The organism is Micromonospora wenchangensis, assembly GCF_002210435.1.
GTDB classification, from domain to species: domain Bacteria; phylum Actinomycetota; class Actinomycetes; order Mycobacteriales; family Micromonosporaceae; genus Micromonospora; species Micromonospora wenchangensis.
Genome location: NZ_MZMV01000021.1, coordinates 1 through 26,566, shown reverse-complemented (window position 1 = coordinate 26,566; position 26,566 = coordinate 1). Strand labels below are relative to the sequence as shown.

The 26,566-nt window shown below is 74.2% G+C and carries 26 protein-coding genes; 7 read left to right on the top strand and 19 right to left on the bottom strand.

Going from position 1 to position 26,566, the window contains the following annotated elements:
* Positions 1-54: 54 nt before the first annotated feature.
* The gene (gene hemW, locus B5D80_RS14435) at positions 55-1,278 is read right to left on the bottom strand and encodes a radical SAM family heme chaperone HemW (protein ID WP_211291493.1); all 1,224 of its coding nucleotides are present in this window, start codon (positions 1,276-1,278) and stop codon (positions 55-57) included.
* A 19-nt stretch (positions 1,279-1,297) separates the two neighbouring features.
* Between hemW and B5D80_RS14430 the strand changes: the two genes are divergently transcribed.
* Together B5D80_RS14430 and B5D80_RS14425 are read left to right on the top strand one after the other, a co-directional pair.
* On the top strand, positions 1,298-2,080 hold the full coding sequence (locus B5D80_RS14430) for an enoyl-CoA hydratase-related protein (RefSeq protein ID WP_088644382.1): 783 nt from the start codon (positions 1,298-1,300) through the stop codon (positions 2,078-2,080).
* A gap of 96 nt (positions 2,081-2,176) precedes the next feature.
* Positions 2,177-3,040, top strand: coding sequence for a hypothetical protein (locus B5D80_RS14425; RefSeq protein ID WP_088644381.1), 864 nt, complete (start codon positions 2,177-2,179; stop codon positions 3,038-3,040).
* Positions 3,041-3,092: 52 nt separating this feature from the next.
* Here B5D80_RS14425 and B5D80_RS14420 read toward each other — a convergent pair whose 3' ends face one another.
* The 8 genes from B5D80_RS14420 to B5D80_RS14385 all read right to left on the bottom strand — a co-directional run bounded on the left by B5D80_RS14420 (position 3,093) and on the right by B5D80_RS14385 (position 10,895).
* Entirely contained in the window at positions 3,093-3,734 is a 642-nt protein-coding gene (locus B5D80_RS14420; protein ID WP_088644380.1) for an MOSC domain-containing protein, read from the bottom strand.
* A gap of 42 nt (positions 3,735-3,776) precedes the next feature.
* Complete coding sequence (locus tag B5D80_RS14415; protein ID WP_088644379.1) at positions 3,777-4,607, bottom strand: carbohydrate ABC transporter permease; 831 nt, start codon at positions 4,605-4,607, stop codon at positions 3,777-3,779.
* Positions 4,604-5,590 (bottom strand): carbohydrate ABC transporter permease, encoded by a 987-nt coding sequence (locus B5D80_RS14410; protein ID WP_088644378.1) that lies wholly within the window; start codon positions 5,588-5,590, stop codon positions 4,604-4,606. Before B5D80_RS14410 ends, B5D80_RS14415 begins: the two co-directional genes overlap by 4 nt.
* The gene (locus B5D80_RS14405) at positions 5,587-6,876 is read right to left on the bottom strand and encodes a sugar ABC transporter substrate-binding protein (RefSeq protein ID WP_088644377.1); all 1,290 of its coding nucleotides are present in this window, start codon (positions 6,874-6,876) and stop codon (positions 5,587-5,589) included. The genes B5D80_RS14410 and B5D80_RS14405 overlap by 4 nt, the downstream gene beginning before the upstream one ends.
* 300 nt (positions 6,877-7,176) lie before the next feature.
* Entirely contained in the window at positions 7,177-7,464 is a 288-nt protein-coding gene (locus B5D80_RS14400) for a GlsB/YeaQ/YmgE family stress response membrane protein (RefSeq protein ID WP_088644376.1), read from the bottom strand.
* A gap of 213 nt (positions 7,465-7,677) precedes the next feature.
* Positions 7,678-7,965, bottom strand: coding sequence for a GlsB/YeaQ/YmgE family stress response membrane protein (locus B5D80_RS14395; RefSeq protein WP_088644375.1), 288 nt, complete (start codon positions 7,963-7,965; stop codon positions 7,678-7,680).
* Positions 7,966-8,329: 364 nt separating this feature from the next.
* Positions 8,330-10,207 carry a translation elongation factor 4 gene (gene lepA / locus B5D80_RS14390; RefSeq protein WP_088644374.1) on the bottom strand — a complete coding sequence of 626 codons (1,878 nt, stop codon included), beginning with the start codon at positions 10,205-10,207 and terminating at the stop codon, positions 8,330-8,332.
* 151 nt (positions 10,208-10,358) lie between these two features.
* Positions 10,359-10,895, bottom strand: a complete 537-nt coding sequence (locus B5D80_RS14385; RefSeq protein WP_088644373.1) for a DUF4240 domain-containing protein — start codon at positions 10,893-10,895, stop codon at positions 10,359-10,361.
* An 84-nt stretch (positions 10,896-10,979) separates the two neighbouring features.
* Between B5D80_RS14385 and B5D80_RS14380 the strand changes: the two genes are divergently transcribed.
* Both B5D80_RS14380 and rpsT read left to right on the top strand, forming a co-directional pair.
* Positions 10,980-12,011, top strand: coding sequence for a phosphotransferase family protein (locus B5D80_RS14380; protein WP_088644452.1), 1,032 nt, complete (start codon positions 10,980-10,982; stop codon positions 12,009-12,011).
* Positions 12,012-12,187: 176 nt separating this feature from the next.
* On the top strand, positions 12,188-12,454 hold the full coding sequence (gene rpsT, locus B5D80_RS14375) for a 30S ribosomal protein S20 (protein WP_088644372.1): 267 nt from the start codon (positions 12,188-12,190) through the stop codon (positions 12,452-12,454).
* Between the two features lie 159 nt (positions 12,455-12,613).
* On the opposite strand, the gene B5D80_RS14370 is transcribed toward rpsT, so the two are convergent.
* The 9 genes from B5D80_RS14370 to pepN form a co-directional block, all read right to left on the bottom strand.
* Positions 12,614-13,012, bottom strand: coding sequence for a hypothetical protein (locus B5D80_RS14370; protein WP_088644371.1), 399 nt, complete (start codon positions 13,010-13,012; stop codon positions 12,614-12,616).
* A gap of 92 nt (positions 13,013-13,104) precedes the next feature.
* Positions 13,105-14,085 (bottom strand): DNA polymerase III subunit delta, encoded by a 981-nt coding sequence (gene holA, locus B5D80_RS14365; RefSeq protein ID WP_088644370.1) that lies wholly within the window; start codon positions 14,083-14,085, stop codon positions 13,105-13,107.
* 294 nt (positions 14,086-14,379) lie between these two features.
* Complete coding sequence (locus B5D80_RS14360) at positions 14,380-16,737, bottom strand: ComEC/Rec2 family competence protein (protein WP_088644369.1); 2,358 nt, start codon at positions 16,735-16,737, stop codon at positions 14,380-14,382.
* A complete protein-coding gene (locus B5D80_RS14355) occupies positions 16,734-17,432 on the bottom strand; it encodes a ComEA family DNA-binding protein (RefSeq protein WP_425437209.1) in 699 nt (232 codons plus the stop codon). Before B5D80_RS14355 ends, B5D80_RS14360 begins: the two co-directional genes overlap by 4 nt.
* Before the next feature lie 619 nt (positions 17,433-18,051).
* Positions 18,052-18,903 (bottom strand): DegV family protein, encoded by an 852-nt coding sequence (locus tag B5D80_RS14350; RefSeq protein WP_088644368.1) that lies wholly within the window; start codon positions 18,901-18,903, stop codon positions 18,052-18,054.
* Between the two features lie 72 nt (positions 18,904-18,975).
* Positions 18,976-19,608, bottom strand: a complete 633-nt coding sequence (locus tag B5D80_RS14345) for a histidine phosphatase family protein (RefSeq protein WP_088644367.1) — start codon at positions 19,606-19,608, stop codon at positions 18,976-18,978.
* Positions 19,605-20,009 (bottom strand): ribosome silencing factor, encoded by a 405-nt coding sequence (gene rsfS, locus B5D80_RS14340; protein ID WP_088644366.1) that lies wholly within the window; start codon positions 20,007-20,009, stop codon positions 19,605-19,607. Before rsfS ends, B5D80_RS14345 begins: the two co-directional genes overlap by 4 nt.
* Positions 20,010-20,119: 110 nt before the next feature.
* Positions 20,120-20,716 (bottom strand): nicotinate-nucleotide adenylyltransferase, encoded by a 597-nt coding sequence (gene nadD / locus B5D80_RS14335; protein ID WP_088644365.1) that lies wholly within the window; start codon positions 20,714-20,716, stop codon positions 20,120-20,122.
* A 57-nt stretch (positions 20,717-20,773) separates the two neighbouring features.
* Positions 20,774-23,290, bottom strand: coding sequence for an aminopeptidase N (pepN, locus tag B5D80_RS14330; RefSeq protein ID WP_088644364.1), 2,517 nt, complete (start codon positions 23,288-23,290; stop codon positions 20,774-20,776).
* Between the two features lie 66 nt (positions 23,291-23,356).
* Between pepN and B5D80_RS14325 the strand changes: the two genes are divergently transcribed.
* Positions 23,357-23,575, top strand: a complete 219-nt coding sequence (locus B5D80_RS14325) for a DUF397 domain-containing protein (RefSeq protein WP_067312494.1) — start codon at positions 23,357-23,359, stop codon at positions 23,573-23,575.
* A 132-nt stretch (positions 23,576-23,707) separates the two neighbouring features.
* On the opposite strand, the gene B5D80_RS14320 is transcribed toward B5D80_RS14325, so the two are convergent.
* On the bottom strand, positions 23,708-24,100 hold the full coding sequence (locus B5D80_RS14320) for a hypothetical protein (protein ID WP_088644363.1): 393 nt from the start codon (positions 24,098-24,100) through the stop codon (positions 23,708-23,710).
* Positions 24,101-24,301: 201 nt separating this feature from the next.
* Here B5D80_RS14320 and B5D80_RS14315 point away from each other — a divergent pair, with 201 nt between their 5' ends.
* Together B5D80_RS14315 and B5D80_RS14310 are read left to right on the top strand one after the other, a co-directional pair.
* Positions 24,302-25,576, top strand: a complete 1,275-nt coding sequence (locus B5D80_RS14315; RefSeq protein WP_088644362.1) for a cytochrome P450 — start codon at positions 24,302-24,304, stop codon at positions 25,574-25,576.
* Positions 25,573-26,566: glycosyltransferase family 2 protein (locus tag B5D80_RS14310; protein WP_245854573.1), on the top strand; the 994-nt coding region annotated here is incomplete at its 3' end. The genes B5D80_RS14315 and B5D80_RS14310, both read left to right, overlap by 4 nt.

Sequence of the window (26,566 nt, the reverse complement as noted above, 5' to 3'; positions counted from 1 at the left end):
GGGTACCACCGCATGCCCCGGCGCGTCCCGCCGCGGTGCGCGGCGGGACCATGCTCAGGGCAGCAGGTCGCGGACCACCGCGTCGGCCAGCAGCCGGCCGCTCAGGGTGAGCACCGCCCGCCCCTGCGGGTACGCCACCGGGTCCAGCAGCCCGTCGGCGAGCGCGCGGGCGGCGGCGGCCCGGCCCGCGTCGTCCAGCACGTGCAGCGGCAGCCCGGAGGCGAGCCGCAGGCGCAGCATCACGTCCTCCGTGTGCGTCTCGGCCGGGGTGAGGATCTCCCGGGCCAGGCCGGGTGAGTGCCCGGCGGCGAGCCGCTGCGCGTACGTCGTGGGGTGTTTGACGTTCCACCAGCGCACCCCGCCGACGTGGCTGTGCGCCCCCGGGCCGAGGCCCCACCAGTCGCCGCCGGTCCAGTAGAGCAGGTTGTGCCGGCACCGGGCGGCCCCGCTGCGGGCCCAGTTGGAGACCTCGTACCAGGAGAAACCGGCCGCGTCGAGGGCGGCCTCGGCGGCCAGGTAGCGGTCCGCCGCCACGTCGTCGGAGGGGTACGGCAGCTCGCCGCGCCGCATCCGGGCCGCCAGCCGGGTGCCGTCCTCCACGATCAGGGCGTACGCGCTGACGTGGTCGACCCCGGCGGCGACCACCTGCTCCAGCGAGGCGGCGAAGTCCTCGGGGCGTTCCCCCGGCGTGCCGTAGATCAGGTCGAGGTTGACGTGGTCGAACCCGGCGTCGCGGGCCTCCCGGGCGGCCTCGACGGCCCGTCCCGGGCGGTGGGTGCGGTCGAGGACGGCCAGCACCCCGGCGGCGGCGGACTGCATGCCCAGCGAGATCCGGGTGTAGCCGGCGGCCCGCAGGGTCTTCAGCGACTCCGGGGTGACCGACTCGGGGTTGGCCTCGGTGGTCACCTCGGCGTCGGCGGCCAGCCCCCAGGTGCGGTCGATGCCGTCGAGCAGCCGGGCCAGGTCGTCGGCGGGCAGCAGGGTGGGGGTGCCGCCGCCGACGAAGACCGTGTCGACCCGGGGCGGTGGGGCGTCGGCGAGCACCCGGGCGGCGAGCGCCAACTCGGCCAGCACGGTGTCGGCGTACGACTCCCGGCCGACGCCCCCGCCCAGCTCGGCGGCGGTGTAGGTGTTGAAGTCGCAGTAGCCGCAGCGACTGGCGCAGAACGGCACGTGCAGGTAGACACCGAACCCGCGCGCGCCGACGCCGCGCAGGGCGGTGCCGGGCAGCGCGCCGTCGACGGGAACGGTCTCACCATCTGGAAGGACGCCGGGCATGGCCACTAGTGTGCCCGGCATGACCTCTCCCGACCGACTCGTGCGGGTCGCCACGGCCCGTGGGGTGACCACCCTCACCCTGGACAGCCCGCACAACCGCAACGCGCTGTCCACCCCGTTGATGACCGAGCTGCTGGCCGGGATCGCCGAGGCGGTCGCCGACGACGCGGTACGGGTGGTCGTGCTGGACCACACCGGCCCGGTGTTCTGCTCGGGGGCCGACCTGAAGGAGACGGCGGCGGCGTACGCCAGCGGGTCGGTGCCGGCCGGGATGCTCGGTGACGTGCTGGTGGCGGTGCGGGAATGCCCGAAGCCGGTGCTGGCGCGGGTGGCCGGGCCGGCGCGGGCGGGCGGGTTGGGCCTGATCGCGGCGGCCGACCTGGCGGTCTGCGCGTCTGAGGCGACGTTCGCCTTCACCGAGGTGCGGATCGGGGTGATCCCGGCGGTGATCTCGGCGACCGTGCTGCCCCGGCTGCACCCGCGGGCCGCCGCCGAGCTGTACCTGACCGGCGACACCTTCGACGGCCGGCGGGCCGCCGAGGTGGGGCTGGTGACCGCCGCCGTGCCGGCCGGCGAGCTGGACGCGGCGGTGGCCCGGTACTGCGCGTCGCTGGTCCGGGGCGCCCCCGGGGCGCTGGCCGGGACGAAGGAGCTGCTGCGCCGTCCGGCCGCCACGGACCTGCGGGCGGAGGTCGCCGACCTGTCCGCCCGGTCCACCGGCTACTTCCTGTCCGACGAGGGCCGCGAGGGCGTGGCGGCGTTCCGGGAGAAGCGGGACGCGGCCTGGGTGCCCCGGGATTGACCTGGTTTGTTCAGATTTCCTGCGGGAACGTGAACCGGTCGACCGACCCGGGGCCGCCGGTTGGCGACGTACGCTTGGCGAACGTTGAAACGGGAGGTGCGGGTGCGGACGCGGACATTCGTGGCAGCCGGGGTCGTGGTGGCGTTGTTCGCCATCGTCGGGGGCTGGGGAGTCCGTCAACTCGACGGGGAGTTGCGGCTTCCCGTCGCCGGCCGTAGCTGCACCGTGCAGGCCGACGGCACCGTGAAGCTCGACGCCGACCAGATGGCCAACGCCGCCACCATCGCCGCGATCGGCATGCAGCGGCAGATGCCCGAGCAGGCCGTGGTGGTCGCCCTGGCCACCGCGTACCAGGAGTCGGGGCTGCGCAACCTCGCCCACGGTGACCGCGACTCGCTCGGCCTGTTCCAGCAGCGTCCCAGCCAGGGTTGGGGCACCCCGGAGCAGATCCGCGACCAGCGGTACGCAGCGAACCGGTTCTACAAGGCGCTGAAGAAGGTACGCGGCTGGGAGCGGATGGAGGTCACCGACGCGGCCCAGGCGGTGCAGCGTTCGGCGTACCCGAAGGCGTACCAGAAGTGGGCCGACGAGTCCCAGGTGCTGGCGCGGGCCCTGCTCGGCGAGGCGACCGGGGCGGTGGCCTGCACGGTGGGGCGTACCCCGGTGATGCGCGGGCAGGCCGCGGCGGCCGAGCTGACCCGTGGCCTGACCCTCGACTGGGGGTTGCCCGACGCCGGTGCGGTGGCCGAGCTGACCGACGTGACGGTGCCCGCCGCGGACGCCCGGGACGGCTGGCGGTACGCGCACTGGCTGGTCTCGCACGCCCCCGACCACGGGGTGAAGCGGGTGCGTTTCGACGGGCTGGAGTGGAACGCCGACAACGGCCGGTGGGCGAAGGTCGCCGACGGCCGGGCGACCGAGCCCCGGGTGCTGGCCGAGGTCTTCGCCGACCCGGCCTGACGGGTCGGCGGGCAGTCCCGCCCGGCCCACCGGCCGGGAGCCGGCGAGCCGGTCAGCCGGCGACGTTCAACCGGCGACGGACCTTCTCCCTGGTCGAGGCGGGCAGCTCGGGGACGTCGAGCAGCCGGGGCAGCAGCTCCGGCTCCAGGCTGGTGGCCCGGAACACCTCGCCGATGGTGACGCCGTGCGTCGGCCGGTCCACCACCTCCACCGGGTCGCCCGCGCTCACCTCGCCGTCACGCAACACCCGCAGGTAGGCCCCGGGCGCGGCCCGGACGGTGAACCGTTTGATCAGGTCGGGCACCCCCCAGAAACCGGCGAAGGTCGTGCACGGGGTGCGCGGCTTGGTGACCTGGAGCAGCGCCGAGCCGACCGCCCAGCGTTCGCCGATCACCGCGCCGGTCACGTCCACCGCCCGGGTGGTCAGGTTCTCGCCGAAGCCGCCGGGGCCGATGTCGCGGCCCAGTTCGGCCGACCACCAGCCGGCGTCCTCCTGCGCGTAGGCGTAGACCGCCTGCTCGGGGCCGCCGTGCTGGGGCCGTTCGCCGATGAAGTCCCCGGCCACGCCGTCGGCGCGCAGCAGCACCGGGCCGTCGACCGGCCGCTTGTCGATGCCGCTGCGCCCGCTCGCGTCACCCGCCCACCGCGCCTGCGTCACCACGCCGAGGTTCACCGCCGCCACCCTGCCCGTCATGGCCCCAGGGTACGGCCGGGCACGGATGGTCGCCGTCCCGGCTCAGCCCTTGACGGCGCCCGCCACCAGACCGGAGACCATCCGCCGCTGCACCAGCAGGAAGAAGACGATCACGGGCAGGGTGAACAGGGTGGAGGCGGCCATCACCGACCCCCAGGCGGTGTCGTCGCGGCCGAAGAAGAAGGTCATCGCCACCGGCAGGGTGTAGCGGCTCTGGTCGTTGACGAAGGTCAACGCGAAGATCAGCTCGTTCCAGGCGGTGATGAAGGAGAAGATGCTGGTGGCCACCAGCCCCGGCGCGACCAGTGGGAAGAGGACCTTGCGGAACGTCTGGGCGCGGCTGGCCCCGTCGATGGCGGCGGCCTCCTCCAGCTCCTTCGGCACGGCCGCGACGAAGCCGCGCAGCATCCACACCGCGAACGGCAGCGAGAAGCCCAGGTAGGTGAGGATCAGGCTGGGCAGGGTGTTGTAGAGGCCGAGCCGCTGGATCATCAGGAACAGCGGGATGACCAGCGCCTCCAGCGGGATCATCTGCACCACCAGCAGCATGATCAGGAAGGTGGTCCGCAGCCGGAACCGGAACCGGGCCACCGCCGTCGCGGCCAGCAGCGCCACCAGCCCGCTGAGCACGACCGTGCTGACGGCCACCAGCACGCTGTTGAGCAGGAAGTCGCCGAAGGTCACGCCCGGGATCAGGTTGCCGGTGAGGATCTCCCGGTAGTGCTCCAGGGTGGGGTGCGCGGGCACCGGCCGGGGCGTGGCCGAGAAGATCTCCCGGTTCGGTTTCAGCGAGGTGGCGACCATCCAGTAGACCGGGAAGGCGGCGAAGAGCGCCACCAGCAGGCCCGCGCCGTTGAGGGCGACCTTCTTCACGACGCGTCCTCCTGCCTGAGCACCATCCGGACGTACAGGCCGGTCACCACCAGCAGGATCAGCGTGAGGATGACCGCGATGGCCGAGCCCACGCCGTACTTGGGCGGCGGGGAGAACGCCTCGGCGTACGAGTAGATCGACAGCATGAACGTCGGCCGGTCCTGGGTGCCGCCGGCCAGCACGAACTGCTGGGTGAAGACCTTGAAGTCCCAGATGGTGGAGAGCACCACCAGGATGCCGAAGACCGGCCGCAGCAGCGGGAAGGTGATCTTCCAGAACACCGTCCACGGGCCGGCCCCGTCGACCCGGGCCGCCTCGTGCAGCTCGCTCGGCACGCTCTTGAGCCCGGCGAGCACGCTGACCGCGATGAACGGGAACGAGTGCCAGACCACCACCAGGGTCAGGATCGCGAAGAACAGCAGCGGCGAGTTGAACCAGCCGTAACCCGACCAGTCGGTGCGGCCGAAGAGCGCCTGCGACAGCCCGTCCGGCAGGGCGTTGAACGCCCAGGTGACCAGGCCGGAGGTGTCATCGAAGATCCACTTCCAGACGATCGTGCCGGTCAGCGCCGGGGTGGCCCAGGCCAGCATCACGCAACTGGCCACGAAGGTGGCCATCTTCCGGCCGAGCCGGTGCAGCAGCAGCCCGACCAGGGTGCCCAGCACCATCGTCAGCAGCACGTTCGCCGCCGCGAAGAGCACGGTGTTGCGCAGCACCGTACGGAAGAACGGGTCGCCGAGGATCTGGGTGTAGTTGGCCAGCCCGACGAATGGCCACTCCCGGTCCCCGCGCAACTGCCGGACGCTGTTCAGCCGGAAGAACGACATCGCCACCACCTGGCCCAGCGGCCAGAGCAGCAGCACCCCGATCACGACCAGGCAGGGCAGCAGGAGCAGGTACGGCAGGCGGTCCACCCGGGGCCGCCGCCGCGTGGGGGTGTCCCGGGCGGCGGCCGTCGGGGTGTGCTCGGTCAGGGTGCTCACTTGGCGTTGAGGATGCTTTCCATCTCGGCGGCGGCGTCGGCGGTGGCCTGCTGCACCGACTTCTGGCCCTTGATGACCGAGCTGTTCATCGCCTGGGTGACCGTCTTCGTCCGGCTGACCTCCACCCACTTCGGGGTCAGCGGGGTCACCCGGGTGCGCTGCATGGCGCTGGCGAACGCCGCCATCAGCTTGTCGTCGGCGTAGTCGCCGCCCTGCACCAGGTCGGAGTAGACCGGGAAGAAGCCGAGGCTGCCGGCGAAGGTCTTCGCGTTCTTCTTGCTCAGCAGCACGGTCAGGTAGTCCCAGGCCAGGTCCTGCCGCTTGCTGTCCTGCCAGAGGGCGATGTCCGAGCCACCCGCGAAGGCGGGGGCCGGGCCGCCGTCCGGGCCGGGGATGGGGAAGGTCCCCCAGACCTTCTCGATGTCGGGGTTGTCCTTCTTGATCGCGCCGGCCTGCCAACTGCCGGCGAAGGCCATCGCCGCCTTGCCCGTGGCGAACTGGGTACGGGCGTCGATCTCGTTCCACCCGGCGGCGGCGGGCGGGGCGACCTTGTGCACGGTCACCAGGTCGGTCCAGAACTTCACCGCCTGCTGCGCCTGGGGGCTGGTGTAGCCGGACTTCCAGGTGCCGCCCTGTTCGGTGGCGATCTCGCCGCCGGCACCCCAGAGGAAGGAGTAGAACGGCAGTTCGGAGTTGCCCGGCAGGGCGATGCCGTAGCTGCCGGGCTTCTTGGCCTGCACCGCCTTGGCGACCGAGACCAGCTCGTCCCAGGTCTTCGGCGGCTGCACGCCGGCCTCGGCGAACCAGTCGGTGCGGTAGTAGACGGCGCGGACCCCGGCGTACCAGGGGACGCCGTACTGCTTGCCGTCGAGTTGGGCGTTGCGGACGAGGTCGGGCAGGACGTCCCTGCCCTCGGCCCAGCCGCCGAACCGGCCGGAGATGTCGGCGAGCGCCTCCTGGGCCGCCCAGCCCTGGGTCTCGGTGTTGCCCAGTTCGGTGACGTCCGGGCCCTCGCCGCCGGCGAGCGCCGCCTGGAACTTCTTCGGCGCCTCCAGCCAGGGGACGTACTGGACCACCACGTCGGTGTCGGGGTGCTTCTGCCGGAACTCGGTCTCGACGCCGTCGAGGAACGCCGTCTGGGCGTCGCTCCCCTCGCCCATCATCCAGACCGTCAGCTTGCTGTCGTCGGCGGCTTCGTCGTCGCCGGAACCGCCGCAACCGGCGAGCACCATCACGGCCGAGGCCACGACGGCGGTGACCGGGGTCAGCCGCTTCCACCTGTTCACGCCACATCTCCCTCGCGCCGTCCGGCATTAACCTTCTCAGCCGCACCCTAGTAGGAAAATTTCCTTTACGACAGGGGGTGGGTGCCGCCCCGCACGGGCGGACCGTCGACGGTGCGGCGGCGGACGGCGGGACGTTCGGCGAGGCGACCGTATCGCAGGCGGGGGCCACTCGGGCAGGCCCCGCGACGGCCCGGACGGATCGACGGCCACCGTCCCGACGAGCGGATGCCCGCCCCCGAACCGGGGGCGGGCATCCGCTGAGTTGGTCCGTGCCGGTCGGTCACCGACCGGCGGATGGGGTCACCGGTGGGTGACTCCCCGACGCCGGCCCACCCCGGCAACCAGGGCGACGGCGATGGCGGCGAGGACGACCTGCACCAGCAGCTCGGCCCAGTCGATGCCGGCGGTCTGGGTGGCGATGCCCATCGCGCGGGCCAGCACGGTGCCCAGCAGGGCCGCGCCCACACCGATCAGCATGTGCAGCCAGATCGGCATGTTCTGGCGGCCCGGCACGACCAGGCGACCGAGCGCGCCGACGATCAGACCGACGACGAGCGCGGTGATGATGCCCCAGACGGTGAACTCCACGGCCGTCCTCCTTCAGTAGATATGTCGTTGGTGAGGTGTTTGTTGCTGTGGCGATCGATAGGTTCCCGAAGCGGAGAATTCCCAAACCGACTCCGGTAACGATCTGGTCTAGACCGCCCGCCACCGGCGACGGCCCCCGCCGCCCCGACCCGCGCACGCGAGCGGGCGCCCGACCCCGTGGGGTCAGGCGCCCGCTCGACGGTGCCGCTTGACTTACCGGTGGGTGACGCCGCGGCGGCGACCCACGCCGGCCACCAGGGCGACGGCGATGGCGGCGAGGACGACCTGCACCAGCAGCTCGGTCCAGTCGATGCCGGCGGTCTCGGTGGCGATGCCCATCGCGCGGGCCAGCACGGTGCCCAGCAGGGCCGCGCCCACACCGATCAGCATGTGCAGCCAGATCGGCATGTTCTGGCGGCCCGGCACGACCAGACGGCCCAGAGCGCCGACGATGAGACCAACAACGAGCGCGGTGATGATGCCCCAGACGGTGAACTCCACGGTCGCCCTCCTCCTGAAGATTGAGTCACACGGGATGTGTGGTTCCTGTCGTGACAGCTAGGTTCCCGACCCGCCGGAAAACCAAACCGACTCAGCACCACACATGTCGCCGCACGTCGATCCGACGCCGCTGCGTCGGTTTGCCGACCGTCGATGTCCGCGCAGATCAGGACACTCGCGTCGGCCCGTCCGCAGCAGCGGGGAGGGCGGAAAAATTCGTCCGTACGACACCGGGGGCGGGCGTGCCGACGGCCGGCGACCCGGTCGGAACACCGGGCCGACGGCCGTCGTGGGGCACGGGACGGGCCCTGCCGCCGGGGCGCGGCCGACCCGGACCGGCCGGACGTCCGCGCCGCCGCGGCGGCTACTTCTTGCCGGCCGGCTTGGCGTCTGCGGAGTCCGAGGAGAGCGCGGCGATGAAGGCCTCCTGGGGGACCTCGACCCGGCCCACCATCTTCATCCGCTTCTTGCCCTCCTTCTGCTTCTCCAGCAGCTTGCGCTTACGGCTGATGTCACCGCCGTAGCACTTGGCGAGGACGTCCTTGCGGATGGCGCGGATGGTCTCCCGGGCGATCACCCGGCTGCCGATGGCCGCCTGGATCGGCACCTCGAACTGCTGGCGCGGGATCAGGTTGCGCAGCTTCGCCGCGATCGTCGTGCCGTAGTTGTACGCCTTGTCCTTGTGCACGATCGCGCTGAACGCGTCCACCGGCTCGCCGTGCAGCAGGATGTCCACCTTGACCAGGTCGGACGCCTGCTCGCCGGAGGGCTCGTAGTCCAGCGAGGCGTACCCCTTGGTACGGCTCTTGAGCTGGTCGAAGAAGTCGAAGATGATCTCGGCGAGCGGGAGGGTGTAGCGCAGCTCCACCCGGTCGGCGGAGAGGTAGTCCATGCCGAGCAGGCTGCCCCGCCGCCCCTGGCACAGCTCCATCACCGCGCCCACGTAGTCGTTCGGGGTGAGCACGGTGGCCCGCACCACCGGCTCGTACACCTCGGCGATCTTGCCGGTGGGGTACTCGCTGGGGTTGGTCACCACGATCTCCTCACCGTCGTCGGTGATGGCCCGGTAGACCACGTTCGGCGCGGTGGAGATGAGGTCGAGGTTGTACTCCCGCTCCAGCCGCTCCCGGATGATCTCCAGGTGCAGCAGGCCCAGGAAGCCGCAGCGGAAGCCGAAGCCGAGCGCGCCCGACGTCTCCGGCTCGTAGTCGAGCGCGGCGTCGTTGAGCTTGAGCTTGTCCAGCGCCTCGCGCAGGTTGGGGTAGTCCGAGCCGTCGATCGGGTAGAGGCCGGAGTAGACCATCGGCTTCGGGTCCTTGTAGCCGCCGAGCGCCTCGGTGGCCGGCCGGGCGTTGATGGTGACGGTGTCACCGACCCGGGACTGCCGGACGTCCTTCACCCCGGTGATCAGATAGCCCACCTCGCCGACGCCGAGCGCGTCGGCCTTGACCATCTCGGGGGAGATGACGCCGATCTCCAGCAGCTCGTGCACGGCGGCGGTGGACATCATCTTGATCCGGTCCCGGGCGCTGATCCGACCGTCGATGACCCGGACGTAGGTGACCACGCCCCGGTAGACGTCGTACACCGAGTCGAAGATCATCGCGCGGGCGGGCGCGTCGGCGTCGCCGACCGGCGGGACGAACTGCCTGACGATCTCGTCGAGCAGGTACGGCACGCCGTCGCCGGTCTTGCCGGACACCCTGATGCAGTCGGCCGGGTCGCCGCCGATCAGGTGGGCCAGCTCCTCGGCGTACTTCTCGGGCTGGGCGGCCGGCAGGTCGATCTTGTTGAGCACCGGAATGATCTTGAGATCGTTCTCCAGCGCCAGGTAGAGGTTCGCCAGCGTCTGCGCCTCGATGCCCTGGGCGGCGTCGACCAGCAGCAGCGCCCCCTCGCAGGCGGCGAGCGACCGGGACACCTCGTAGGTGAAGTCCACGTGGCCCGGGGTGTCGATCATGTTCAGGACGGCCTGCTCACCGGCCCGCTCGCCCTCGCGGATGGTCCACGGCATCCGGACGGCCTGGCTCTTGATGGTGATGCCGCGCTCGCGCTCGATGTCCATCCGGTCGAGGTACTGCGCGCGCATCTGCCGGGGATCGACCACGCCGGTGAGCTGCAACATCCGGTCGGCCAGGGTCGACTTCCCGTGGTCGATGTGGGCGATGATGCAGAAGTTCCGGATGCGCGCCGGGTCGGTGGCACCAGGAGCGTTCGCGCCGGGATCGAGCGTCGGTGGCACAGCGGTCCGTTCTGGTCGGCTGACGTGAGCGGGCCGACACGCCGTCGGCCCCCTCTATGCTCCCACGTCGCCCCGAACCCGGTCCGATCACTCCTGGGGTACCCGACGGCGGCCCCACCGGTGGCTCACTCCCCGGGCTCAATCCCCCGGCTCACTCCTCGGGCGGCTCGACGAAGAGGGCGGCGAGCTTCGGCAGCCGCCGACGGGCCTCCGCCTCGTCGTCGAAGTCCCAGAAGTCGTTGAGGTCCGGCATCCGCACCGGGTCCCGCTGCGTCGGCAGCTCAGCCGCGGTCGCCTTGCGGTACGCGTCCCACGGCACCGCCAGCATGTCCTCGCACTCGAACTCCTCGCCGCTGAGCGCCGCCGACCGCACCCGGGGCAGCCCGGCCAGCGAATCCGGGTCGGCCACCGCGGCGGCGAAGACCGCCCGGCCCTGGGTCATCAGCCAGCCCCGGAAGTACTCGAACCCGTCGTCGGAGGCACCCCCGTTGATCAGGTACGCCGCACCCCACAGGTCGACCCGGTACGAGGCGGCCAGCACCCGCTGCTGGTGGTGCGCGTACCCGACGATGTCCTCCGGGGTGCGCCCGGCGAGCAGCGCGACCGCCCGCGCGGCGACCGCGTCGGCCTCTCCCCCGGCCCCGGCGCGGGCCTGGTCGATCAACTGCCAGAAGTCGTCGGTCCTCATGGCCTGGAGTCTCCCAGACCCGTGCCGGCCCCCGGCCCCACCCGGCCGGTCGCCGGGCCCGGCCGGACCGGGCACGATGGTGGGGTGTCCGCGACGCCGCCGCCGTACCACCGGACCGCCGTGCGACCCGACTGGCGGGACCTGCCCGACGGCCTGCGGGAGGCGGTCAGCGGCCGGCTCGGCGCGCCGGTGGTCGCGGCCCGGACCGCGACCGCGGGCTTCACCGGCGGCTTCGCCGCCGTGCTCACCACGGCCACCGGCGCGCGGGTCTTCGTCAAGGCCGCCGACCTGGCCCGCCAACGCCACCTGGCCGACTGGTACGCCCGGGAGTCGGCCGTCCTCGCCCGGTTGCCGGCCGGCCTGCCGGTGCCCCGCCCGCACTGGGCGCTCGACGCGGCCGGCTGGTACGCGGTCGGCCTGGACGCCGTCGACGGACGGACGCCCCGCCTGCCCTGGGACCCGGCCGAGCTGGCCGCCGTGCTCGCCGGGTACGCCGGGGTCGCCGCCGCGCTGACCGACCCACCCGCCGGGCTGACCGCGCTCGGCCTGCCCCGGCTGGCCGACCTGGCCCGCTCCGACATCCTGTGGTGGGAGGAGGTGGCCGCCGGGCGGGAGCCGGTGCCCCCGCTGATCCCGCCGGCCCGCGACCGGCTGCCCGAACTCGTCGCCCTGGAGTCCCGCCTGCCCGGGTACGCGGCGGCCGCGCCCGGCCTGGCCCACGGCGACCTGCGGGTGGACAACGTGCTGCTGGACCCCGCCGGCCGGGCCTGGTTCTGCGACTGGAACTGGCTCTGCCACGGCCCCGCCTGGTTCGACCTGGCCGGCCTGTTGATCACCGGGTACGCCGACGGGGCCGGGCTGGACGAGGTCTTCGCCGCGCATCCGGCAGCGGTCGACGCCCCGCCCGACGCCCTGGACGTGACCCTGGCCGCGCTCGCCGGCTACTACCTCACCGCCGCCGGCCCACCGGCGACGGCCGATGCCGCGTCGGGCGCGGGGACGGTCGAGCCGGCCGGTGGGAACCCGGCAGGCACGTCGGCGCTGCTCGGGGCGCACCGGCGGTTCAGCGGGGAACAGGCACTCCGCTGGCTCGCCGCCCGGCAGGGCTGGCACTGACACCAGCCCGGCCGGACCGGCCGGTCATTGTCGGCGGGCCGGACCGGTTCGGTCGGGGGCAGGGCGTTTTGGCTCGTCCCGGCCGACCTGGTAGCCTGGCTTTTCGCGTGGCGATGACGCATGCTCGTCGCACGCGGATTGCAGACCAAACCGAGCTATCAAGACGAGGCTGTCGCGTGGCGAACATCAAGTCCCAGATCAAGCGCAACCGGCAGAACGAGAAGCGCCGGCTGCGTAACAAGTCGGTCAAGTCGTCGCTGAAGACCGCCATCCGGAAGTTCCACGAGGCTGCGGAGGCTGGTGACACCGAGAAGGCCACCACCCTGATGCGTGACGCCGCCCGCAAGCTCGACAAGGCCGCCAGCAAGGGCGTCATCCACGCCAACCAGGCGGCCAACCGGAAGTCGGCCATCGCGAAGCGCGTCGACTCGTTCTCGGCCTGACCGAGTAACCCACACCTGACCGAGAGCCCCGGGGCACCACCCCGGGGCTCTCGGCTGTGTGTTTCCCTGGCGGCGGCGCGCCGCATCTCCCCGGCGGTGCCGCTGCGCCGGCCGCCCGTCTCGTCCCGGCGGTGTCGTGGCACCACGACCGTGGTCGGGCTAGCCGTGGTAACGCCGGGAACGCGGCGGCGGCCCGGCCGGCTTCCCCGGTACGGGCGCGTCGGTCACCACCGTGCCGGGCAGCGGGTACCGTACCGGGGCGCGACCGACGACCGGTTCGAGTTCCCGCCGGAACCGGTCGCGTTCCTGCTCCGGCACCAGTGCCGCCGAGTGGACCACCCGCCCGGCGACCTCGTCGTTGAGTTTGACCATGACCGCCACCGCCAGCGGCAGCACCGCCACCGCCCACCAGCTCACCAGTTCGGCGAGGGCGAGGAGCACCGCGAACGCCACCGCCCCCTCGAAGAAGAGGAAGCAGAGCACCCCGCCGGGGTTGACGATGCGCAGACCGAGCAGCCGGGCGTAGAGCGGCCGGTAGCGGCGGTCGTCCGCCGGCATGACCGACCATCCGGGCCCGCCGCGCCCCGCCACCGGGCGGGCAGGGCCGGTCACCCGGCCACCGTGCCCCACCGCCGGGCGGGAGGGGCCGGTCACCGGCCGCTGCCCCGCCGGGCGGCGGCGACCGAGAAGACCGCCTTCTCCAGGGCGTACCCCCGGTCGTCGGCGCCGCCCTTGACCGCCGCGTTGCACTCGGCCGCCGCCCGCATCGCCTCGACCAGGCCCTCCGGGGTCCAGCCCCGGGCCCGCTGCTGGGCATTCTTGATCTTCCAGGCGGGCATGCCGAGGGTGCTCGCCAGCTGGTAGGGGTCGCCCCGGCCGGCGGCGGCGACCCGGGCCACCGTGCGGACCCCGTCGGCGAGGGCGTCGGCGATCGGGACCGGATCGACCCCGACGTGCAACGCCCAGCGCAAGGCCTCCAGGGCGGCCGGCACGTCGCCGATCATGGTGGCGTCGGCAACGGTGAAGCCGCTCACCTCGACCCGGCCCCGGTAGTAACGGGCCACCGTGTCCGCGCCGATCCGCCCGTCGGTGTCGGCGATCAGCTGCGAGCAGGCGGCGGCCAGCTCCCGCAGGTCGGTGCCGACGGCGGCGATCAACGCCTCGGCCGCGTCGTCGGTGCACCTGCCACCGCCCCGACGGATCTCGTCGCGGACGAACGCCACCCGCTCCCGGTGCCCCTTGAGCTTCGCGGCCGGAACGACAGTGGCACCGGCGGCCCGCAGCCCGTCGGCGAACGCCTTGCCCTTGCCGCCGCCCAGGTGCAGGGCCACCAGCTGGACGTCCGGGTCGGGATTCCGGGCGTAGTCGAGCAGCGCGGTGACCAGGTCCTTGCGGGCGTCCTGGGCGGCGCGCAGCACCAGCACCCGTCGCCCACCGAACAGCGAGGGGCTGAGCATCTCGGCGATCTCGCCGACGGCCAGCGCCCCGGCCTGGTACTCCCGGACGTCGACCTGCGGGTCGACGCTGCGGGCTTTCGCCACGGCCTCGGTCACCGCGCGCGTGGCGAGCAGCTCCTCGTCGCCGAGGACGAGCAGAATAGGAGCAAGGTCGACGCCGGTCACGTCGCTCATCTTGGCACGGCTCGGCAGAGGATCGCGCCTGCTCATCGACGGCCGCGACGGCCCACCCCGCACTCAACGCAAATATAGACATTTACCTCGATTGCCATCCAGTGCACGCAATATCCCTTCCGGTCCGGATTTTCTCTCGCCTCTGTCCCCTCGGGTGCCAGGTCGACGGGCCACGCCGCCGGGTCACCGGGTCCACCCCGCCGGCAGGCCACCGGAACGACTGTCACCGGGTCACCGGGAAGGCCGGCCCGTCGGGTCATCGGCGGCCCGGCGGGTCACCGGTGGCCCGGCGGGTCACCGGTGGCCCGGCGGCAGGCCCCGGCTGACCACCGCGAGCCGGCCGGAACGGACCACCACCGCCACGTCCCCGTCGGTGTCGGTACGCAGCACCCGCACACCGGAGCGGGCGAGCCGGTCCAGGATCACCGGGCTCGGATGCCCGTAGTCGTTGTCGACCCCCACCGGCACCAGCGCCACCGCCGGCCGGACCGCGTCGAGGAAGGCCGGGTCCTGGTACGCGCTGCCGTGGTGGGCCACCTTGAGCACCTCGCCCCGCAGCGCGTGCGGCGGCACCCGGTCCAGCAGTGCCCGCTGCTCCTCGGTCTCCGCGTCCCCGGGCAGCACGACGCGTACGCCGGCCACCGTGGCCCGTAGCACCAGCGAGTTGTTGTTCGGGTCGGACCGGGTGCCCCGCAGCGGGTAGGGCGGCCCGAGAGCGACCACCTCCACCCCCGGCGACCGGTACGACCAGCCGGCCGCTGGCACCACCCGGCGCGCCGACCCGACGGCGGCCGTCACCAGTTCCCGCCCCGCCACCGGCTCGGCCAGGGTCGGGGTGAGCACCATGGCCACCCGCCGCCCCCGGGTCACCCCGGCCACGCCACCGACGTGGTCGGCGTGGAAGTGGCTCACCACCAGCAGGGAGACCTCGCGTACCCCGAGCCGCCGCAGGCAACCGTCCACCGCCGACGGCTCCGGACCGGCGTCCACCACCACCGCCCGGCCGTCCGCCACCGGCAGCACGACGGCGTCCCCCTGCCCGACCGCGCACGCCACCACCACCCAACCGGCCGGCGGCCACCCGCTCGCCAGCAGCCGGACCGGCAGGGTGCCCAGCACCACCGCCGCCGCGCCGACCGCCACCAGCCGACGCACCAGCGGCCGGCGGACGGCCAGCAGCAGCCCCAGGGTCAGCCCGGCCAGCAGCAACGCACCCGGCAGCCCGCCCGGCCAGGGCAGGGTGCCGGCGGGCAGCCGGGCCCCCACCCGGGCCACGGTGACCAGCCACCAGGCCGGCCAGCTCGCCAGCCAGGCGGCGAACTCCGCCCCGGCCGGCCACCCCGGCGAGACGACCGCCGCCGTCACCCCCAGCACCGTGGCCGGGGCGATCGCCGGCACCACGAGCAGGTTGGCCGGCACCGCAACCAGACTCACCGTGCCGGAGATGCCGGCCACCACCGGCCCGCAGGCGAGTTGGGCCGCCGCCGGGACGGCGAGGGCCTCCGCCAACCCGGCCGGTACGCCCCGCCGCCGTAGCCCGTCGCGCCAGCCCGGGGCGAGCAGCAGCAACCCGCCGGTCGCCAGGACCGACAGCGCGAAGCCGGCGTCCCCGGCCAGCTCCGGATCGACGAGCACCAGCACGGTCACCGCCGCGGCCAACGCCGGCAACGTGGCCCGGGGCCGCCCGACCGCCAACGCGGCCAGGCCGATCGCCCCCATGGTGGCCGCCCGTACCACGCTAGGCGAGGGCCGGACCAGGACGACGAAGCCGATCAGGGCGAGCCCGCAGAGGACCGCCGCCAGCCGGGGGCCGGCGCGGGCCCACCGGGCCACCAGCAGCACCGCGCCGACCACGATCGCCACGTTCGACCCGGACACCGCGTTGAGGTGGGTCATCCCGGTGGCCCGGAAGTCCTCCTCCACGGTGGCCGGCAACCGGCTGGTGTCCCCGACGACCAGGCCGGGCAGCAGACCACCCTGTTCGGGCGGGAGCGGCGCACAGGCCCGGTGCAGACCGGCCCGCAGGGTGCCGGCGGCGCGCTGGAGCCACGGCGGTGGCCCGTCCCGGACCGGTGGGCCGGAGACGGTCAGCACGGCGGCGGTGAGGTCGCCGCCCCGGGGCGCGGCGAGCCGGCCCTGGACGGTCAGCCGCTGTCCCGGCAGCAGACCCCGCCAGGCCGGGTCGGTGGCGAGCACGAGCAGGCGTACCGGGACCCGGAGGCGGTGGCCCTGCGGATCGGTGAGGACGCTCGACTGCGCGGTGACGAGCAGGGTCGCCGGGCGGCCGGGTGCCCCGCGTACCGGCCGGGGATCGTCGCGGAGCACCAGGTCGACGGTGACCCGGGCCCGCTCGTCGACCAGCGGACGCAGCGGTGCGGCGTCCCGCACGTGCAGCCGGGCCGCGGTGGCCGCGCCGCCGCAGACCACGCCGAGCAGCACCGCGACGGCGATCCAGCCGTACCGGCGGGCCGGGGCGGCCGGGGTGCCCAGCACCGCGAGCAGGTGCGCGGTGAGCAGGGCGGCGAGGACGGCGGCACCCACGGCGAGCAGGACCGCCGTACGGGTGGTGAGGTGCAGGCAGGCCAGCGCCGCCAACCAGGCCGCCACCGCCAGCCCGGCCAGCCGCAGGTCGGGTGCACGGTCGGCGGTCACACCGTCACCAGGTCCTTGAGCTGTTCGTACCGGGCGTCGCCGATGCCGTCGACCTGGCGCAGGTCGCCCACGCTGCGGAAGCCGCCGTGCTGGTCGCGGTGGGTGAGGATGCGTTGGGCGAGCACCGGGCCGACCCCGGGCAACGCGTCGAGCTGGGCCAACGTGGCGGTGTTCAGGTTGACCCGGCCGCCCGACGCCGCCCCGCCGGGTGCCGCCGCCGGCCCGGCCGGGGCCGCACCGGGGCCGGTCGCGCCGGGTGGGGCGGTGACGCCGACCAGGATCAGCTCCCCGTCGGCCACCTTCCGGGCCGGGTTGAGCAGTGCCACGTCCGTGCCGGGCAGAGCCCCGCCGGCCGCCTCGACCACGTCGGCGACCCGCGCCCCGGCCGGCACCCGGACCAGACCGGGGCGGCGGACCCGGCCGGCCACCGCCACCACCAGCTCGCCGGTCGGCGCGACGGCCGGGCCGGACGCGGGCCCGCCGGAGGACTCCGGCCCGGCCACGGTCGTCGCCGGGCGCACCGGTTCCGGCTGTGGGCGGGACCGCCAGGCCCAGAACCCCGCGCCGAGCACCACGGCCACCGCCACGACCGCCAACGCCCGGACCCCGCGCCGGCCGGGGTCGAAGACACCGGGACCGGGCAACCGGGCGGCCGGTCCCGGGTCGTCACCGTCGTCGGGATGCCGGTGGTCCAGGTCACCGGGGCGGAACAGGGCCGGATCGTCCCCCGCCCGACGCCGGTCCCCACCGTCACGGGGACCGTCGTCGGCACGGCGGGAACCGACGTCGCGGGGGCCGTCGCTGTAACGACGTGCACCGGCGTCGGGAGGGCCGTCGTCGTGACGGCGGGGACCGGCGTCGGGAGGGCCGTCATGCGCCCCGGGGCCGCGCGGAGCACCGTCGAGGTAGTCGCCGAGGTCGAGGGAGCCGGCGTCGACGGCCGGTCCGGGGCGGCGGGTCGACGTCCCGGCCGCACCCGCTTCCGGCGGGGACGCCCCACCCGGTACGCGGAACGCCCCCGGCCCGTACGGGCGGGGTGGCGGCTGCGGCGGGCCCGCCGTCCGCGCCACCGCCGACACCCCGGCGGTCAGCCGGTACAGCCGTCCCCGCACCCTGGTTTCCTCGTCCTCCGACACGGCGCGAGGTTAGGCCGGTGGGCGGCACCCGTTCAGCCCGACGGAGGTCGGCTGTGGACGGCGACGGCGGCTGTGGACAACCGCCTGATCATGGCCGGATCTGCTATGCGGAGCCCGGCCGACGGGCACTGCGGCCGGCCCCGTTCCGACCGGCCGGCGGGCACAGCGGCCGACCGGTTCAGGCCTGCCGGCGGTGGATCACGACACCGGCCAGGCCCGGCCCGGCGTGGGCGGCGACCACCGCGCCGACCTCGGAGACGTACGTGTCGTGCAGGCGGTCACCGAGGCGGGCGGTGAGCGCCTCGACGAGGTGTTCGGCACGGTGCGGGGCGGCGAGGTGGTGCACCGCGAGGTCCACCTCGGCGTCGGCGGCGGCCTCGACCGCCAGGTCGATCAGGCGGGCCACCCCCCGGCTGGCGGTACGCACCTTGTCGCGCACCACGATCGCGCCGTCCGGCATGTGCATGATCGGCTTGACCGACAGGGCGGTGCCGAGCAGCGCCTCGGCCGCGTTGATCCGGCCGCCCCGACGCAGGAACTCCAGCGTGTCGACGTAGAAGAAGATGGTGGTCCGGTCGACGGCGGACAGCGCCGCCGCGCGTACCCCGGGCAGGTCGACGCCCGCCTCGGCGGCGGTGGCGGCGGCCAGCGCCGGGAAGCCCAGCCCCATGCCGGTGGACCGGCTGTCGACCACCTCGACGCGGTCGCCGACCTCGGCGGCGGCGAGCCGGGCCGCGTCGACCGTGCCGGACAGTTCGGCCGACAGGTGCACCGACAGCACGCCGTCCGCGCCGTCGGCCAGCAGCCGCCGGTACGTGGCGGCGAACTGCGCCGGGGACGGCCGGGACGTGCTCACCGAGACCCGCCGGCCGCCGAGGGCCCGGGTGGCGTCGGCGGGGAGGGTCTCCACGCCCTCCAGCCCTTCCGCGCCGTTGAGCACGACGGTGAGCGGCACCACGGTCAACCGGTGCGCCCGCACCGGCCCGGGTGGAAGGTAGGCGGTGGAGTCGGTGACGACCGCGACGGACATGCCCGGCACGCTAGCCGATGCCGCGACCACCCGCCCCGACCGGCCGGCCCAGGGCTCGGCGGACCGGTCGGTTCAGACCGGCTCGGCCGGTGGCGGCGGCGGGGCGATCGGGCCGACGTTGTGCGCCCGCAGGTGCCAGCCCCGCAGGTCGTTGTGGCGCAGTTCGGTCCAGTGGCAGTTGGCCAGCGAGCCGATGCTGCGCAGCACGGTGTGGTCCCAGCCGAGGAGCTGACCGACGCCCTGTCGGGCCGCGCCGCCGTGGGTGGCGACCACGACGGTGCCCCCGTCGGCCAGTTCGGCGGCGGCCAGCAACGCCTCGCCGACCCGCTTGCCGAGGTCGTCGAGGGGTTCGATGCCCGCTCCCGGGTCCGGGTCGCCGGCCCGCCACCGGGCGTGCTCGGTGGGGAACCGGACGGCGGCGTCGGTGAGGGCGAGGCCCTGCCACTGGCCGAAGTGCCGTTCCCGCAGCCGGGCGTCGGGGCGTACCGGCTGGCCGGTGAGCCGGGTGAGCGTGGCGGCGGTGTCGGCGGCGCGGCACAGGTCGGAGGCGACGACGACGGCCGGGCGCAGCGCCGCGAGCAGCGGGGCGGCGGCGCTGGCCTGCTCCCGGCCGAGGTCGTTGAGGGGTACGTCGATCTGCCCCTGCACCCGACCGTTGGCGTTCCAGTCGGTGTTGCCGTGCCGCCAGATGATCAGGCGGGTCATTCGGCGGCGGCACCCGCGGCGTCGGCCTCGACCAGGTCGCGGTCGACGAACGGAAGCTGGGGGCAGTCCTTCCAGAGCCGGTCGAGGGCGTAGAACTCACGTTCCTCGGTGTGCTGGACGTGGACCACGATGTCGACGTAGTCGAGCAGCACCCAGCGGCCACCCCGCTCACCCTCGCGGCGAACCGGCTTGGCCTTCTCGGGCAGCTCCAGCAGACGCTCCTCGACGGCGTCGACGATGGCCATCACCTGACGCTCGTTGGGCGCCGAGGCCACCAGGAACGCGTCGGTGATGGCGAGCTGGTCACCCACGTCGATGATGACGATGTCCTGCGCCTTCTTGTCGGCCGCGGCCTGGGCGGCGGCCATCGCCAGCTCGTGAGCGCGTTCGGAAACTGTCACCGTTCTCCTTCGATCAACAGTGCGACCCGTCAAGCGTCTCACACCCGGCGCGGAGACGACTTGTCAGTTCTGGCCGCTTACCGGGACGAAGTGGGAGCTACCGGTCGTAATCACCGCTGGTAGAGCCGCCGTTTCGCGATGTACTGCACCACACCGTCGGGCACCAGGTACCAGACCGGTTCCCCACGGCCGACCCGTTCCCGGCAGTTGGTCGAGGAGATCGCCATCGCGGGCACCTGCACCAGGCTGACGGTGTCGGCGGGCAGGTGCTTGTCGGTCAGCTCGAACCCGGGCCGGGTCACCCCGATGAAGTGGGCCAGCGCGAAGATCTCGTCCAGATCCTTCCAGGACAGGATCCGCTCCAGCGCGTCGGCGCCGGTGATGAAGTGCAGTTGCGCCTTCGGGCCGTACTCGTGGTGCAGGTCCCGCAGGGTGTCGACGGTGTAGGTGGGGCCGCCGCGGTCGATGTCGACCCGGCTGACCTGGAACCGGGGGTTGGAGGCGGTGGCGATCACCGTCATCAGGTAGCGGTCCTCGGCGGGGCTGACCGGGGTGTCCGCCTTCTGCCACGGCTGCCCCGTCGGCACGAAGACCACCTCGTCCAGGCCGAACCGGTCCGCCACCTCGCTGGCCGCCACCAGGTGACCGTGATGGATCGGGTCGAAGGTGCCGCCCATGATGCCGATCCGTCGGATGTCGTCCTCCACCCCATGATCGTAGGCCGCCCCGCGCCGGGCCCGCCGGGGCCCGGCGCGGACCGACCGTCAGGCGGCGGCCGCGGCGACCGCCGTGCGGGCGACCAGGGCCCGGCGCAGGTCGTCGGCGGCGTCGACGACGCTGCGGCGCAACCCCGGGGTGAGGTCGTCCCGGGTGAGCAGGGTCGCGGCCGAATCCAGCGTGGGCTGCGCCACGGCGTAGCGGGGGAAGGCCAGCCGGGCGACCCGTTCGGCCACCCACGGGGTACGCCGCCGCGCCGCCGCCGGCATCTCGGTGAAGTACCGGTCGACGTACGTGCCGGTCAGTTCGGCCTGTTCCGGCTGCCAGAACCCCTCGGCCGCCGCCTCGACGAGCCGGTTCGAGCGGGTGGTGTCCCGGGTGACGATCTCCCAGGCGGCCTCCTTCGCGGCCACCTCCGGCAGGGCCGCCCGGCACCGGGCCGCCCGTTCCGCGCCGGTGGCGCTGCGGTCCGTCGCCGCCTCGGCCGCGATCTCGGTCTCGCCGGCCGCGCCCAGCACCACCAGCCGACGCAGCAGCGCCCAGCGCAGCTCGGCGTCGACGGCCAGCCCGTCGGGCACGCCCCGGCCGGCGAGCCACCCGGCGAGCAGGTCGGCGTCGGCGGTGGCGGAGAGCAGCCCCCGCGCGGCGGCCAGTTGCAGCGACCCGCCGGCCGGGGCGGTGGCGAGCAGCGCGGCGCAGGCGTCGGCCGTCCGCAACAGTGCGGCGTCCCGGGCGAGCGGGTCGAGGTAGCGGTCGACCAGGTTGCGGCTGCGGGCGAGCACGCTCTCGGCGACGGCCACCTCGGTCTCGGTGGGCAGGGCCACCGTCAGCAGCGACACCACCGCCGACACCGGCCGCTCGCCGTCGGTGGCGGCGTCCAGCGCCTCCTCCCAGAGCAGGGCGCGGGCCAGCGGGTCGGTGAGCGTGGGCAGCACCGTGCCGACCGCGTCCACCGACGCCGGATCGAGCCGGATCTTGGCGAAGGTGAGGTCACCGTCGTTGGGCAGGAGCAGCCCGGCGGCCCGGCCGGTCAGCGCGGGAAGCGCGGTGCGCCCGCCGTCGGCGGCCGGATCGAGATCGACCTCGACCCGTTCCACCGCGCCGTCGGGGGCGTACCGGCCGACGGCGATCCGATGCGGGCGCAGCACCGGGTGCTCAGGCGGCGCGGTCTGCACCACCGCCACCGAGGACCACCGGCCGTCGGCGTCCACCGAGATCTCCGTCCGCAGCGTGTTGACCTGTGAATGACGCAGCCAGCGGTCGGCCCAGTCGGTGAGGTCCCGCCCGCTGGCGGCGCTGAGGCTGGCCAGCAGGTCGGCCAGGGTGGCGTTGCCGAACCGGTGGGCGGCGAAGTGCTGGTTGAGCCCGGCCAGGAAGGCGTCGTCGCCGAGCCAGGCGACGAGCTGGCGGAGCACGCTGGCGCCCTTGGCGTACGAGATGCCGTCGAAGTTGAGCAGGGCCTGGGCGGCGTCGGCGACCTCCTGCGGGGCGACCGGATGGGTGGACGGGCGCTGGTCGGCGGCGTACCCCCACGCCTTGCGGCGGATCGCGAAGGTCGTCCAGGCCCGGTCGAACCGGGTCGCCTCGGCGGTGACCCGGGTGCCCAGGTACTCGGCGAAGGACTCGTTCAGCCACAGGTCGTCCCACCAGCTCATGGTGACCAGGTCACCGAACCACATGTGGGCCATCTCGTGGGCGATGGTGGTGGCCCGCTGCTCCCGCTCGCTGTCGGTGACCGCCGACCGGAACACGTCGTCGTCGCGGATGGTGACCAGGCCCGGGTTCTCCATCGCGCCCGCGTTGAACTCCGGCACGAACGCCTGGTCGTACTTGACGAACGGGTACGGCTCGGCGAAGAGCTGGTGGAACCGGTCCAGGCACTGCCTGGTGACGGTGAGGATCTCGTCGAGGTCGGCGTCGAGGTGCGCGGCCAACGACTGCCGGCAGTAGACGCCCAGCGGGATGTCGCCGTGGCTGTCCCGCCGGACGTGCCAGGGGCCGGCGATCAGCGTGACGAAGTAGCTGGCCAGGGGTGCGGTGGGGGCGAACTCCCAGCGGCCCGGGGCCGGGTTGGCGGCGAGCGGGCCGTTGCCGGCGACCGTCCACTGCGGCGGCGCGGTCACCGTGAGGGTCACCGGGGCCTTGAGGTCGGGCTGGTCGAAGGCGGCGAAGATGCGCGGCGCCTCGTCCAGGAAGGACATCGCGTAGAGGTACGTCGCGCCGTCGGCCGGGTCGACGAAGCGGTGCATGCCCTCGCCGGTGTTGGTGTAGGCCATCTCGGCGGTGACCGTGAGGGTGTTCTCCGCCGCCAGCCCGGTGAGCGGGAACCGGCCGTCGGCGAGGGCCGCCGGGTCCAGCTCCCGGTCGTTGAGCCGCACCGCCTCCAGCACCGCGGGCTTGACCTCGACGAACGTCTCGGCGTCGGGGGTGGCGGCGCGGAACCGGATGGTGGTCGTCGAGCGGAACCGCTCGTCGCCAACGGTGAGATCGAGGTCCACCTGATAGGACTCGACATCGATCAGTGCGCGACGCGCGGTCGCCTCTACACGGGTCAGGCTCGGCATCCGCTTATCCTGCCCGACGGGGAGCCGGCCGGGCTCCCCGATACGCGCGGCAATGGAGGATCAACAATGGGTCAGCACCCCAAGGGCGACTTCGACCTGTCCCGGGCGGTCTGGCAGCGAGCCGAGGGCGACACCTCCGACAGCGCGGTCGAGGTGGCCTTCGTGGACGACCTGATCGGGATGCGCAACTCGGCCGAGCCGGACGGCCCGGTGCTGGTGTTCACCCAGGCCGAGTGGGACGCGTTCGTCGCCGGTGCCCAGGACGGCGAATTCGACCTGGACTGACCGCCTGGCGGCGGCCCCCGGGCGGTACGCGGCGACCCGCCCCGCGCCCGGGGGCACCGGCCCGTCGGGCGACCGCAGCCCCGCGCCGACCCGCCCCGACCAGGGCCGGCGCGACGGTGCCCGGACGACGGCTCACCCGTCCCCCTCGCCCCAACCCAGCCCGCCCGGCCCCGGGGCGTGGTGGAACCCGGGGTGGCCGGCGACGTCGACGCAGCGGTCGCCGTCCGGGCCGACGGCGGAACAGAACAGCCGCTCCGCGTCCCGCCAGGCGTCGGCCGGGGACAGCGCGACCGAGGCCAGCACCAGTTCCGGGCGCAGCAGGCTCAGCGCCTCCGCATACGCCACCGCCAACTCCCGGGCGTGCTCCGGCCCGTCGGCGGTGAACCCGAGGTGCACGGTGAAGCGCCGGGACGGCCGGCGCGGCCGGGCGAGCAGCGGCCGCCCCGGCGGGTGGTCCCCACCGGCCCGGCCGAGCACGTCGACCACCTGTCGCTGCCGCCAGTACGGCGGCGTGTTCTCCCGCATCCGGTCCTCCCGTCGTCGACGCCCCACGGCCGCCCGTGTGGCCCGGTGTCGAGCCAACCAGGTTCGCGGCGGCCCGGGAGGGGCCAGCGGGCACCCGGTCACCGGCTGGCGGCGCGGCGGGATTCAGGCCCCCAAACCCGGGTAGACCACCCAAGGCCGACCAGCCGGGTCCGCCCACCGTCACCGCGTCAGGAGAGCCCGATGGCCACCACCCCGGCCGACCGCAGCCCGGAGAGCACGCTGGCGTTCTTCCGCGAGGGCTACCGGTTCATCAGCAACCGGTGTGAGCGCTACGACACGGACATCTTCACCGCCCGGCTGCTGCTGGAGCCGACGATCTTCCTGCGCGGGCGGGCCGCGACGGAACTGTTCTACGACCCGGAGCGGTTCCGGCGCGCCGGTGCGGCGCCCAAGCGGGGGCAGCGGACGCTGACCGGGCAGGGTGGGGTGCAGGGGTTGGACGGTGCGGCCCACGCCGACCGCAAGGCCATGTTCATGTCGGTCATGACGCCCTCGGCGGTCGAGCGGATCGGCCGGCTCTTCGCCGACCAGTGGCGGATCCGGCTGGCGGCCTGGGGCGACGCCGGCCCGGTGGTGCTCCGCGACGAGGTCGGTCCGATGCTGCTGCGGGCTGTCTGCGCCTGGGCGGGCGTACCGCTGCCGGAGAGCGAGGTCGGCCGGCGCAACGCCCAGATGCAGGCGATGATCGACGGACCGGCCGCGCTCGGCCCGCGGCACTGGCGGGGGTTGCTCGGCCGCCTGCGGGCCGAACGCTGGATCGCCGACCTGGTGGAACGGGTACGGGTCGGCACCGTGGCCGCGCCCGAGGGCAGCGCGCTCGCGGTGATCGCCGAGCACCGCGACGCCGAGGGGCGGCTGCTCCCCCGCCGGGTCGCCGCCGTGGAACTGATCAACGTGCTGCGTCCCACCGTGGCCGTCGACCGGTACGTGCTGTTCGCCGCCCTGGCCCTGCACGACCATCCGGACTGGCGCGAGCGGGTGCGCACCGGCGACGAGCCGACCGAGTGGTTCGTCCAGGAGGTCCGCCGCTTCTACCCGTTCTTCCCGGTCGCCTTCGCCCGGGTGCGGCACCCCTTCGAGTGGCAGGGGCACCACTTCCCGGCCGGCCGCCGGGTGCTGCTCGACCTGTACGGCACCAACCACCATCCCCGGCTCTGGTCCGAGCCGGAGCGGTTCCGCCCGGAGCGGTTCGCCGGCTGGCGGGACGACCCGTACGGTTTCGTGCCGCAGGGCGGGGGCGGCCACCTGGGCGGCCACCGCTGCGCCGGGGAGTGGATCACCATCGAGCTGATGAAACAGGCGGTCGGCCTGCTGACCGGGGCGATGGACTACCGGCTGCCGCCGCAGGACCTGACCCTGGACCTGTCCCAGGTGCCCACCCTGCCGCCCAGCGGACTGGTGCTCACCGACGTCCGCAGCAGGCCAGCCGCCCGGCGTCGCGGGGGGCTCGGGTGAGCGCCCCCGCCGGGTCCGCGCGTCCGGCCCCGGTCGGGTCCCGCCCGGCCGCCGTGGCGGGCGGGCCGCCGCACCCGCTCCGGCTCCCCGTCGAGTACGTCCTGCCGCTGCACCGGACCGACGCCGACGGCCTGGACGAACTGACCGGCTACCTGCGCACGCTGTGCCGGCTGGTCGACGTGACAGTGGTCGACGGCTCGCCGCCGCCGGTGTTCGCCAGGCACGCCGCCCAGTGGCAGGGCCTGCTGCGGCACCTGCCCCCCGATCCGGCGGTGCACGGACTCAACGGCAAGGTGCGCGGGGTGCTGACCGGGGTGGCGGCGGCCCGGCACGAACACGTGGTGATCGCCGACGACGACGTCCGGTACGCCGAGGCGGAGCTGCGGGTGGTGCACCGGCTGCTGGACACCGTCGACCTGGTCCGCCCGCAGAACTACTTCCACCCGCTGCCCTGGCACGCCTGGTGGGACACCGGCCGGACCCTGCTCAACCGGGCGTTCGGCGTCGACTGGCCGGGCACCCTGGCGGTGCGGCGCAGCACCTTCCGGGCGATGGGCGGCTACGACCCGGACGTGCTCTTCGAGAACCTGGAGTTGGTCCGCACGGTGCGCGCCTACGGCGGCACCGAGGCGAGCCCCGCCTGGCTCTACGTCCGCCGGCTGCCGCCGACCGTGGCGCACTTCCGGGGCCAGCGGGTCCGCCAGGCGTACGACGACCTGGCCCGACCGGCGCGGTTGCTGGTGGCGCTGGCGGTGCTGCCGGGGGTGGTGGCCGCGTCGGTGGCCCGCCGGCCGGGCCTGTTGGCCGCCGGGGCGGCCGGTGCGGTGGCGCTGGCGGAGGTCGGCCGGCGGCGGGCCGGCGGAACGGCGGTGTTCCCCCCGGGCACCGCCCTGGCCGCGCCGCTGTGGCTGCTCGAACGCGGGCTCTGCGGGTGGCTCGCGGTGGCCCGTCGGGTGGGCCGGGGCGGGGTGCGGTACGCCGGCCGGCGGG